Genomic DNA, 11,694 nt, shown 5'->3' with positions numbered 1-11,694 from the left:
GTGGCGCAGTTTGGTAGCGCACTTGACTGGGGGTCAAGGGGTCGCAGGTTCAAATCCTGTCAACCCGACCAGCTTATGCAAGCGGGTCAGATGAAAATCTGGCTCGCTTTTTTCTTCCCAAAGGTAATTGCTACCTCTGCGATAGCCCTTTTACCGACTGATTTCGACCTGCACTCCAAAGGTGCAGGTCGAACGCTCTCCTTTTGACTAGAGTAGACCCCACGCGAGTCTCGCGTTCGCCTTCTCGATTTGCGTTTGGTGCAGGAAGGTAACTATTCAAGAAAAGGAGTATGCGATGGAGCTGATTGCCTCCCTCATTGTGGTGCCCGTTGTTGCGGCATTGCTGCTTCTCATCGTTAGGAACGATCGCGCGCGCGACGTGATAGGCGTAGCTTTCGCCGCTCTTATCGCGGTGCTGTCCATCGCTTTTGCGGTGGTGTTCGCGGGTTCTGGGACCTACGAGTTCGCCTTGCCTGCCGAATGGGGGCATCCGCTTTCCCTGGTGAACCTCGCCATCGATCTTACCGTCGCAATCTTTGTTGTCTGCTACGCGGTTCGCTATAAGCGTCCGCTTGCATTGGGCCTGGCAGCGCTGCAAATCGTTGTGGCTCTGTGGTTTGAGTTCGCCGTTCAGGCGGGGACTGAGTTCTCCACGACGATGCGTGTCGATGCGCTCGGTGTGATTATGGTGCTTATCATCGGCATCGTCGGCTCGGGAATCTGCGTGTATGCTCTGGGCTACATGAAGGATTTCCAGGCTCACGAACTGCACGAGAACCCTCAGGCGCGCGATCGCCGTCCGTGGTTTTTCGCCATCATGTTCGCGTTCCTCTCCGCTATGTTCAACATCGTGCTCGTTGACAATATGGCGTGGATGTACACGGCTTGGGAAGTTACCACGCTGTGCTCCTTCCTGCTCATCGGCTTCACGAAATCTGAAGAGGCAATCAACAACGCGTTCCGCCAGATCGTGATGAACCTGCTCGGTGGCGTCGCGTTCCAGTTCTCCCTCGTCTATCTGGGAGTCTTCGGCCTGCCGCTCTCCTTCGCAATGTTCGTTGAGCTCGGAACCGCCTTCCCGGCGCTTGTGATGCTCCCGGTCACTTTGCTTGCGTTCGCGGGTATCACGAAGGCCGCGCAGATGCCCTTTCACACCTGGTTGCTCGGCGCAATGGTCGCCCCGACGCCGACATCTGCGCTGCTTCACTCTTCCACGATGGTTAAGGCGGGCGTGTTTCTGCTGGTGAAGCTCTCGCCGATCTTCGCGGTAAGCTTGGTGCCTTCCGTGATGGTTGTCCTTGTCGGTGGCCTCACCTTCGCCCTGTGCTCCTTCATGGCGATCTCGCAGAGCAATGCTAAACGCGTGCTCGCGTACTCCACGATCGCGAACCTCGGTCTCATCACCGCGTGCGCGGGCGTGGGAACGCCGGAAGCCGTTTGGGCTGCTATCCTGCTCATCATCTTCCACGCGGTCGCGAAAAGCCTCCTGTTCCTGTGCGTGGGCACCGCCGAGCATCACATCGGCAGCCGCAACATCGAGGACATGGACCTGCTCTTCGAGCGCATGCCGCGCCTGGCTCGCTTCATGATGCTCGGAATCATGTGCATGTTCGTGGCACCTTTCGGCATGCTCATCGCGAAGTGGGCGACGCTCGTGTCATTCGTCGTTACGGGCAACGTTGCGCTCATCATCTTGCTCGCATTCGGTTCGGCAGCGACCTTTATGTTCTGGGCGAAGTGGCTCGGAAAGCTCTCGGGGATCGCAGGCGAGCCGCAAAACGTCGAGCTCACCGTGCATAAAACGGAGTGGGCGGCGCTGCTTTTGATGGCGGGCCTTGTGTGCGTCACCTGCGTGCTTCTCCCGTTGATGTCCTCGGGGCTTGTCGTTCCCTATATCCAGACCGCCTTCCCTTACGGCGGCCAGGATATCTCGGACGGGAACCTCTGGATCGCTGCTATCTGCGCGGTGCTCGTGATCCTCATGCTCTTCGCGGGATTGGGCCGCTCCTCGAAGCAGAAAAAGGTCGATGTGTACCTCGCGGGTGCTTCGGCTGACAACGCGGCGCGCACGTTCCGCGGTTCGCTTTCCGCGCCTGTTGAGGCTACGACGCGAAATATGTACCTCGACGGCATCTTCGGCGAGGCGCGCATTGCTCCTGTCGGTTCGGGCGCATGCATCGTGATCATGGTTGCGGCGATTGCTTGGGCGGCTGCTATGCTGCCGGGCTTGTTGTAGGAAGGCGAGGATTCTCATGACGATCATCGTTACGGTCATCGGCATCATCGCGTTTGCGATTGCAGGTCCCATCATCGGCTGCCTGCTTGCAGGGCTTGACCGCATCATCTCCGCGCGCATGCAGGGACGCGTCGGGCCGCCACTTCTGCAGCCCTACTACGACGTGCGCAAGCTTTTCTCCAAGGAGAACGCCTCGGTGAACACTTCCGAGCACGCGTATATTCTCTTCGCATTCATCTTCACGCTGGTCGCGGGCGGTGTGTTCTTCTCGGGCGGCAACTTGCTTTTGAGCGTGTTCCTCGTAACGCTTTCCTCGCTGCTCTTCATCGTCGCTGCTTATTCCACGCGTTCTCCGTATTCGGAAGTGGGTGCTGCGCGTGAGACGCTGCAGGCAATGGCGTACGAGCCGATGCTTTATCTCATGTGCGTGGCGTTCTTCATGGCGTCGGGGTGGTTCGATGTGGCGGGAGTTTTCTTCCTCGATGCCCCCGCAATCACGACGGCATGGCTCGCGTTCTTGGGCTTTCTATTCGTGCTTACGATCAAGCTTCGCAAGTCTCCCTTTGACATCTCCATGTCGCATCATGCGCATCAAGAAATCGTCCGCGGCGTCACAACCGAGATGAGCGGCCCTACGCTCGGCTTGGTGGAAGTGATGCATTGGTGCGAGAACGTGCTGTTCATGGGGTGGGTCGCCATGTTCTTCGTTTGGTCGAACCCGCTCTCTCTCATCCTTGCGGTCGTCGTCGTTCTCGCTGTGTACTTCCTCGAGATCTGGATCGATAACAACTTCGCCCGCGTGAAGTGGCAGCTCATGTTGAAATCCGCATGGCTCGTCGCGCTTGTCGCCGGCGGCTTGAACGTGGCCGTCTTGGCCTACCTGTAAGGAGGCTTATCAATGGCTTACAACTCGAAATCACCCTGGGTTATTCACTACGATGCCTCGAGCTGCAACGGTTGCGACATCGAGGTGCTCGCCGCGCTTTGCCCGGGCTTTGATGTGGAGCGTTTCGGAATCATCAACACCGGCAACCCCAAGCATGCCGACATCTTCCTCGTCACGGGCAGCGTGAACGAGCAGAACATCAAGGTCGTCCAGGAAATCTACGACCAGATGCTCGAACCGAAGGCGGTCGTGGCATGTGGCATCTGCGCCTGCTCGGGCGGCGTCTTCCACGATTGCTATAACGTCCTTGGTGGCGTTGACAAGGCGATACCCGTCGACGTATATGTTCCAGGCTGTGCCGTCCGCCCCGAGGCGATCATCGATGGCGTCGTGCAGGCCGTAGGCATCCTCGACGAGAAGGCGAAGGCTATGGCGCAACAGAAGAAGGGAGCGTAGGACATATGGAATTCTCCTCTGAGTTCATTCCCCTCAAGCTGGCCGAAGTGCCGGAGCTGTCCGATCGCATGAAAAGCGAGCAGGCGCGCTTCGTGCAAATCCTCGCCGTGAACACCGATGCGGGCATCGATCTGGTTTATTCGTTCATGATGGCAGATGGTGCGCTTCAAAATTACAAGGTCGTGGGCGTGAAGAAGACCGACGTGGTACCCTCCATCACGGGGAACTTCCTCGCCGCTTTCGTGTTCGAAAACGAGATTCACGACCTGTTCGGTGTGATGATCAAAGGCATCGCCATCGACTTCGGAGGGAAGTTCTACCAGCTTGCGCAATCCGAGCCGATGACTATCATCTCTCCTGCTCAGAAGGCTGCTCGCGAGAAAGCGGCCAAGGCTGCCGAGGCCAAGCGCGCCCGCGCTGCGAAGGTTGCCGAAACCGAGTACGCAGCCGATCACCCCGAAGCCATGAAGCAGATGAAGCCGAAGGTCTCGGGCATCGACGCCTCGCAGATGCCCGATTTCGAGGAGCGCTTCGCGGGCACCGATCCCGAGAAGCTTGCTCGCATCAAGGCTGCGTTCGCAGCGAAGGCTGCCAAGGCTGCCGAGGCGGAGCAGTCCCGCGAGAGCAAGCGCGAGAACCGCGCCGCCGAGCTTGAGAACCTCGATCCCGAGAAGGCCGCCAAGGTGCGCGCCGCCCTCGAACGCAAGAAGAAGGCTGCCGAGGCGAAGCGTGCCGTCGGTTCCACCAACGTCGAGCGCGATGCCGAAATCGAGGCCAAGCTCGCGCAGCTCGATCCCGAGCGCGCTGCCAAGGTGCGCGCCGCCCTCGATGCGAAGGCGCGCCAGGAAACCGCAGAACGTGCGGCGAATACCGGAAAGGATGGTGAATAGCGATGGGCAAGGCAACCGTCATCCCCTTCGGTCCGCAGCATCCCGTGCTGCCCGAGCCGCTTCATCTCGACCTCGTCGTCGAGGACGAAAAGGTGCTCGAAGCGATTCCCCAAATCGGATTTGTCCATCGCGGCCTCGAGAAACTCGTCGAGACCCGCGATTACAACCAGTTCATCTTCATCGCCGAGCGCATCTGCGGCATCTGCGCGTTCGGCCACTCCATGGGCTATGCGGAAACCGTCGAGAGCCTCATGGGCGTGGAGATTCCCAAACGTGCTGAGTATCTGCGCGTCATCTGGCACGAGCTCTCGCGTATCCATTCGCATATCCTCTGGCTTGGACTTGCTGCCGACGCTTTTGGTTTCGAGAGCCTGTTCATGCATTGCTGGCGCCTGCGCGAGCGCGTGCTCGACATCTTCGAGAAGACGACGGGTGGACGCGTCATCTTCTCGGTCGTGAAGGTCGGCGGCGTTGTGCGCGACATCGATGCCACGCAGTTTGCCGAGATCAAACGTGTGCTTGAGGGCATCAAGGACGATTATCGCCAGATTATGAACTCCTTTTTGAAGGACTCCTCGGTCAAGAACCGCACCGTTGGCGTGGGGCACGTGAGCCATGAAGACGCACTCGCGCTTTCCATGGTGGGTCCCTTCGCTCGCGCCTCCAACGTGAACTACGACGTTCGCATGCTTGGTCGCGGCGGCTACGCAGAGCTCGCGGATTTCCGTCCCATCCTCGACGACCAGGGCGATTGCTATGCGCGCTGCAAGGTTCGCGCGCTTGAGGTACTGCAATCGATTGACATCATCGAAGAGATGATCGCAAAGATCCCCGACGGCGACATTTCGGTTGCTGTGAAGGGATCGCCGGTTGCAGGTTCTGAGGCAGCTAACGTTGTCGAGCAGCCGCGCGGCGAGTGCTACTACTATGCTCGCGGCAATGGCACGAAGAACCTCGAACGCATGCGTATGCGCACACCGACCTCGCAAAACCTCGCAGGAATGACCGCGGCGCTCAAGGGCTGCGATCTTGCTGACGTGAACAACATCATCCTTACCATCGACCCTTGCATCAGCTGCACGGAAAGGTAGGAGAACATGGGTGGATTCAAACTGGGAAAGATGACGCTCGGCTCGCTGTTCAAAAAGCCCGAGACAGTACTCTATCCTGTGGAGAAAAAAGAGGCTCCCGCAGGACTTAAGGGGCATATCGTCAACGATGTCGATGTCTGCATCCTGTGCGGCATCTGCCAGCGCCGCTGCCCCTGCGCTGCCATTGTGGTTGAGAAGCCCAACCGCAAATGGACCATCGACAAGTTCCGCTGCGTCCAGTGCGGAACCTGCGTGCTCGAATGCCCGAAGCACTGCCTGTCGATGGAACCTGGCTGGCCGGCGCCTTCGAAGGAGATGTACGTCGAGTCGTTCGACGTCCCCGAGCATTCCAAGCCGATGAAAAAGGTAAGCTAAGGACAGCGTTCCCTTTTTCATATCGGGCGAAGGTTCTCGAATACACGTTTCATAGGGACCTCACAGGGGTCCCTTTCATTTTCGTCGAATTCGCAGTTGTGAAACCATGTAGGGAAATCTAGCGGTATAGTCGGGCTTGTCAACGAGGACGGCGCTCCGATGCGTGCGGATAGGGGAAGGTCGCGAGACGATGGGTTTTTTCGATAGCGCTCAAGATGTGTTCGACAAGGGGGTTTCTGCGGCGAAGGGCGTCGTTTCGGGCGTTGCCATAGAACAGCAGGCCTTTATGAAGGGCTTCGTTCGCCTGTGCGCCGATGGATGGAGCCAAGGTTGGCACGAGCGCAATGGTGGGAACCTCACCTATCGGATGACCGAGGCGGAGGTGGCTGATTGCCGAGCGTTTTTCTACGAGAATCCCTCCGAGTGGATTCCCCTGGGTGTTCATGCTGACAACCTTCGTGGCGCATTCTTCGCCGTAACTGGTGCTGGCAGCTATATGCGCAATGTCCCGCTCGACACCGCTCGCAACGTGGGGATTGTCGAAATCAGCGCGACCGGCGATGCGTGCCGCGTGGTTTGGGGCCTTAAGGACGGCGGCAGACCCACCTCGGAGTTCCCCTCCCATTTCATGATTCATTCGGTTCGCGCGAATGCGACTAGTGGCGCGTCCCGCATCCTCTACCATGCCCATCCAGTCAACGTGGTTGCGCTTACTTCCGTGATGCCGCTTGACGCGCGCACCTTCACACGTGCGCTTTGGAAGATTATGACCGAGTGCATCATCGCTTTCCCGAAGGGCGTGGGCGTTGTCCCGTGGATGGTGCCGGGAGGCGCCGAGATTGCGATGGCAACTGCGGAGCTTATGAAGACCTATGATGCGGTTATCTGGGCGCAGCACGGGTTGTTCTGCTCGGGTGCCGATTTCGATTCCGCATTCGGACTCATGCACACCATCGAGAAGGCGGCGGATATTTATGTCAAGGCGCGCCTGCTCAATGAGGGCGGCGACTTCGCAAACACCATATCCGATGACGGGCTGCGCGCCATCGCACGCGACCTGCGGTTGAACATCAACGTGTCATTCCTCGATTAGGGCTCGTTTAATCGGTGTCGCGGGCTAACACACTCGGTCCGCAGTCCATGGGAACAAGCTGGCAACATCTCCGTGAGGAATCGGCGAAATGCACGTTTGCCGCCAAAGTCGGGCGCTATAATAATTCGCTGCAATTTACACGACTGACCCGCTGGGGCTTTATTATCTGGGGGCTTGGCTTATATGGCGAAGATGATCGACAAGGGCGCGAAGAACGACCTGACACCCGAAGAAGACGAGGTGCTTGACACCATCTTCACCATCCCGAATCTCATCTCGGCGATTCGCCTGTGTATGGTCCCGTGTTTTATCGGTTTGATCCTCACTGGTTACGACATCCTCGCGACGGTGCTCTTCGCGGTTGCGGCAGGAACCGACTGGATCGATGGTCAGATTGCTCGCCGCACGCACACGGTGTCGAAGCTCGGGCGCCTGCTCGACCCCGCGGTCGATCGCATCCTCATGATTTCCGGTGTTGCGTGCTTGCTTGCCATCGGGCGCTTGCCGCTGTGGATCGTCGTTTTGGTGCTCGGCCGCGATTTGCTGCTTCTCATAGGTGGTGCATATCTGCTTAAGAAATGGCGCATTCGCGTGGCGGTGATTTACCCTGGTAAGGTGGCGACGACGCTTTTGTTCGTCGGCTTTGCGGCGCTCCTGCTCAACTGGCCTGTTCTTGCTGGCATAGGCGCGGTTCCCTTCGCGTGGTTGCCGGGCTTCTCTTCCGATCCCTATTCGTGGGGCATCTGGTTTGTCTATGCGGGCCTCATTGTCGGCGCGTTTACGACGATTTATTACGTTGTTGCTGGGGCCGTCAGACTTTCTGCCGCAAAGCGTGAAAAGCGTGCCGAATAACGCTTTCCGACGCAGGAAATCTAGTTTTGCTTTCGCCAGCCCGTGACAGGGCGGGGAAAACGCTACACTGTACGAGTTAACCCTAGCTATCGGGTCAAATTTTGCATCCAATAGCTGGGTGACGTGGGCAAGGGCGCATAGGCGCTAGGTAAGAAAAGGAAGGACTTGAGGTGTATTTCCAAGAAGAAATCGAGACCATGCCGCGCGAGCAATTGCGCGAGCTGCAGCTCGAACGAATGAAGAAGTCGATCCGTCATGCGTACGACAACGTCGACTTTTATAAGAAGTCCTTCGCCGAGGCCGGCGTCACGCCCGACGACCTGACCTGTCTTGAGGATCTCGCGAAATTCCCGTTCGTCGTTAAGCAGGACATGCGCGACGCGTACCCGTTCGGTCTGTTTGCCGTGGATAAGAAGGATGTCGCCCGCATCCATGCATCCTCTGGCACCACCGGTCAGGCGACGGTTGTGGGACACACCGCAAACGACATCAAGAACTGGGGCGATTGCTTCGCCCGTGGCATTGCCATGGTGGGCGGCAATGCAGATTCCACCGTTCAGGTTTCGTACGGCTACGGCCTGTTCACTGGCGGCCTCGGCGCGCACTACGGCGCGGAGGCGGCAGGCTGCTCGGTTATCCCGACCTCTTCGGGCAACACGAAGCGCCAGATTCAGATGATGGTCGATCTCGGCACCGACATCCTCTGCTGCACGCCTTCCTATGCACTCTATCTCGCTGACACGGCGATCAGCATGGGCTATAACCCCGCGAAGGACTTCAAGCTCTCCGCCGGCATTTTCGGCGCTGAGCCTGCTTCCGAGAACATGCGTCAGGAAATTCGCGACAAGCTCGGTATCCGTTATTGCGATGTGTACGGCTTATCCGAGGTCATGGGCCCGGGCGTTGCGATGGAATGCTCTGAGTCCCACGGCCTGCATCTTGCCGAAGACCACTTTTTCGCCGAGATCATCGACCCCGAAACGCTCCAGCCGGTTCCCGACGGCACGTATGGCGAACTCGTGTTCACCACGCTCACGCGCGAGTGCTGCCCGCTCGTGCGCTATCGTACGCGCGACATCACCCGCATCATCAACGAGGAGTGCGCATGTGGGCGCACCCACCGCAAGATCGACCGCATCATCGGCCGCTCCGATGATATGATGATTATCCGCGGTGTGAACGTGTTCCCGTCGCAGATCGAGCAGATCATCACCGGCTTCGACGAGATCACGGCGCACTACCAGATCGTGCTCACCGACAACGGCCCGCTCGATAAGGTCACGCTGAACGTCGAGACCGTGCCCGAGTTCCCGATCGACGAGATTCGCAAGCTCGAGGATCTGAAGAAGCGCCTCGGGGCCGAGCTCAAGAGCAACTTGCAGATCAAGGTCGATATCAAGATCGTCGAGCCGAAGAGCATCGAGCGCAGCGAAGGCAAGGCCAAGCGCGTTATCGACCTGAGAGAAGGGAAGCACTAATGATTTCACAGCTGACTGTTTTCCTCGAGAACGACAAGGGCAGGCTCGCTGCTGCATGTCGCGTGTTGAGCGATGCGGGCGTGAACCTGCATGCCTTAAACCTTGCCGACACGGCTGACTTCGGTGTTGCCCGCGTTCTCGCTGACACGCCGAATGCCGCCGCCGAGGCGCTTCGGGAAGCCGGCTATCGCGCGATGGTCACCCCGGTGCTCGCTGTCCGCGTTCCCAACGTGAAGGGTGGCCTTGCCACGCTACTCGAGTTCTTAGACCAGCAGTCTGTCAACATTGAATATGGCTACTGCTTCTCTGTGAACCCCGATACGGCGATCGATGTGTTGAAGATTGGCGAAGCGGAAGACATCGAGGCCAAGCTTGAAGCGGCCGGTTTCGCCACCGTTTCTCCGGAAGAGGTTTACCAGCTTGATTGCTAGCTTGCACCATACTGCGCACGGCGCCCGTGTCCCCTTTGGGGTGCGGGCGCTTTCCGCGCTTTGCGCCTGCGTTCTTGCAGTGTCGCTCTCCTTCGCCCTCGTGCCTGACGCCGCCTTCGCCGGCGTCGCTAAAACCGACGTCATCGCAGGTGAAACGGTCGAGTCGCGCGGTCTTGCCGTCTCGCAATGCCCAAGCGTCGACGCGACGTACGTTTATGTGGTTGACGGCGACGGCACGGTGTATTTCGAACGCGACGCCGACACGCAGACGCATATCGCTTCGGTCACTAAGATCATGACGGCAATTGTCGCTCTGGAAAATTCCCAGCTTACCGACCAGGTGACCGTAAGTGCTCAAGCTGCCTCGATCGGCGAGTCTTCCGCATCGCTCAAAGAGGGCGACGTGCTTTCCATGGAAGATGCCATTAAGGCGATGCTCACTTCGTCGGGCAACGATGCCGCCATCGCCATCGCGGATGCCGTAGGGGCGAAACTCGGCGGCGGGAGTAGTGCCCAGGCTGCCTTCGTTTCCGCAATGAACGCCAAGGCGGCAAGCCTTGGGTGCGCAAACACGCTGTTCGCGAACCCGCACGGCCTCGACTTCGACCAATATGCGGGCGATATGCACAGCACGGCCCGCGATGTGGCCACGATGTCTGCCTACGCAATGAAAAGCCAGACCTTCCGCGATATCGTCTCCAAGGACAAGGCGACGATCACGGTGACGCGTGGGGGAGTGGCAACTCCGCTCGAGCTGGAATCGACCGACGAGCTTCTCGGGGTCTATGAGGGCGCGTGCGGCATCAAGACCGGTTTCACCTCGCTTGCGGGGGAATGCTTCGCGGGCGCTTGCAACCGTGATGGGCGCGATTTGTATGCGATTGTGCTCAACTCCTCAAGCGAGCAGCAGCGTTTCACGGATGCGAAAACGCTCTTCGATTGGGTGTATACGAATAGCGTGAGCTACCCGTATGCTCATGCGAGTGAGACGGTCACGATGACATGGGGCACCTCCACGAAGGAGGTTCCCGTCGTAGCCGAGGTCGCTCATGCCGACTGGACGGACAAGACGATCAAGGCGACTTTCTCCGAACCTGATGGCTCGCTCGACGTATTTTCGCTTAAAGGCAATGTGAGCTGTACAATGAGTTTCAACAAAGTGAGCGGGAGCGTGCGCGAAGGCGACAAAGTTGGTACCGCTGTTTTCAAGCAGCACAATGAGACTCTTGCCACGGTCGACCTCATCGCGTGCGAGGACGTCGCGGCGCCGAATCCGCTTGAGGCGGCTGGCATTTGGGTGGGCCGGCTTTTGTCGAATTTCACTGGAAGCCAGACCGTCGCTACGTCCGTTGACTTGAACGACACCCCGCTCATCAACGATAAGACGAAGGCAACGTACTGATTCGCTAAACTTTCATATGCAAGACGAAAGAAGGACGAGCATTATGACTGAAACGTGCCCCGTATGCGGTGCAACTCTTAACCCAGATGCTTCTGCGTGTCCCACCTGCGGATTCAAGTTGCTCGGCGCAACGCAGAGCTTCAAGCCGTTTCCCATTGAGGGAAGGGCGGAACCTGCAGCCGATCGCTCGCAGCACCAGTTCGTCCTGCGCGTTGTGAAGGGCCCCCAGATTGGAATGGTCTTCAGGCTCGGCAATGCGCCGATGAGCGTCGGGCGCAACCCGCAGTGCGACATCTTCTTAAACGATATGACGGTTTCGCGCAGCCATGCGGTTGTCGAGCCGACGGGCGATGGCTACACGATTACCGACGACAGCTCATTCAACGGCGTTTGGGTGAACAACGATAACGTCGAAGCGCGCGAGCTCCACGAGGGCGACGTCGTGCAAATCGGCGCATTTTGTCTCGTCTATCGGGAGGAATAAACGCGTCGGCGCATAAGGCG

The 11,694-nt window shown here is 58.6% G+C and carries 12 protein-coding genes; all 12 read left to right on the top strand.

The window, feature by feature from the left end:
• The first annotated feature begins 295 nt into the window (after positions 1-295).
• The 12 genes from Q0G85_RS07665 to Q0G85_RS07610 all read left to right on the top strand — a co-directional run bounded on the left by Q0G85_RS07665 (position 296) and on the right by Q0G85_RS07610 (position 11,674).
• Positions 296-2,236, top strand: coding sequence for an NADH-quinone oxidoreductase subunit L (locus tag Q0G85_RS07665; RefSeq protein ID WP_297156344.1), 1,941 nt, complete (start codon positions 296-298; stop codon positions 2,234-2,236).
• 16 nt (positions 2,237-2,252) lie between these two features.
• Entirely contained in the window at positions 2,253-3,122 is an 870-nt protein-coding gene (locus tag Q0G85_RS07660) for an NADH-quinone oxidoreductase subunit H (protein WP_297156342.1), read from the top strand.
• Positions 3,123-3,134: 12 nt separating this feature from the next.
• A complete protein-coding gene (locus Q0G85_RS07655) occupies positions 3,135-3,578 on the top strand; it encodes an NADH-quinone oxidoreductase subunit B family protein (protein ID WP_297156340.1) in 444 nt (147 codons plus the stop codon).
• 5 nt (positions 3,579-3,583) lie between these two features.
• On the top strand, positions 3,584-4,468 hold the full coding sequence (locus tag Q0G85_RS07650; protein ID WP_297156338.1) for an NADH-quinone oxidoreductase subunit C: 885 nt from the start codon (positions 3,584-3,586) through the stop codon (positions 4,466-4,468).
• A gap of 2 nt (positions 4,469-4,470) precedes the next feature.
• Positions 4,471-5,559, top strand: a complete 1,089-nt coding sequence (locus tag Q0G85_RS07645; RefSeq protein ID WP_297156336.1) for a nickel-dependent hydrogenase large subunit — start codon at positions 4,471-4,473, stop codon at positions 5,557-5,559.
• Between the two features lie 6 nt (positions 5,560-5,565).
• Complete coding sequence (locus tag Q0G85_RS07640; protein WP_297156334.1) at positions 5,566-5,934, top strand: 4Fe-4S binding protein; 369 nt, start codon at positions 5,566-5,568, stop codon at positions 5,932-5,934.
• 190 nt (positions 5,935-6,124) lie between these two features.
• Positions 6,125-7,027 (top strand): rhamnulose-1-phosphate aldolase, encoded by a 903-nt coding sequence (rhaD, locus tag Q0G85_RS07635; protein WP_297156332.1) that lies wholly within the window; start codon positions 6,125-6,127, stop codon positions 7,025-7,027.
• Positions 7,028-7,210: 183 nt separating this feature from the next.
• Positions 7,211-7,879 carry a CDP-alcohol phosphatidyltransferase family protein gene (locus Q0G85_RS07630; protein ID WP_297156330.1) on the top strand — a complete coding sequence of 223 codons (669 nt, stop codon included), beginning with the start codon at positions 7,211-7,213 and terminating at the stop codon, positions 7,877-7,879.
• A 170-nt stretch (positions 7,880-8,049) separates the two neighbouring features.
• Positions 8,050-9,357: a phenylacetate--CoA ligase family protein gene (locus tag Q0G85_RS07625; RefSeq protein WP_297156328.1), complete on the top strand. Its 1,308-nt coding sequence runs from the start codon at positions 8,050-8,052 to the stop codon at positions 9,355-9,357.
• Entirely contained in the window at positions 9,357-9,788 is a 432-nt protein-coding gene (locus Q0G85_RS07620) for an amino acid-binding protein (RefSeq protein WP_297156326.1), read from the top strand. Before Q0G85_RS07625 ends, Q0G85_RS07620 begins: the two co-directional genes overlap by 1 nt.
• A complete protein-coding gene (locus Q0G85_RS07615; RefSeq protein ID WP_297156324.1) occupies positions 9,778-11,190 on the top strand; it encodes a D-alanyl-D-alanine carboxypeptidase family protein in 1,413 nt (470 codons plus the stop codon). The genes Q0G85_RS07620 and Q0G85_RS07615 overlap by 11 nt, the downstream gene beginning before the upstream one ends.
• 43 nt (positions 11,191-11,233) lie before the next feature.
• Positions 11,234-11,674: an FHA domain-containing protein gene (locus Q0G85_RS07610; RefSeq protein WP_297156322.1), complete on the top strand. Its 441-nt coding sequence runs from the start codon at positions 11,234-11,236 to the stop codon at positions 11,672-11,674.
• Positions 11,675-11,694: the final 20 nt, after the last annotated feature.

The sequence above is a fragment of the uncultured Ellagibacter sp. genome (assembly GCF_934617235.1).
Taxonomy (GTDB): Bacteria; Actinomycetota; Coriobacteriia; order Coriobacteriales; family Eggerthellaceae; genus Ellagibacter.
This window is presented reverse-complemented; position numbering and strand designations above follow the sequence as displayed.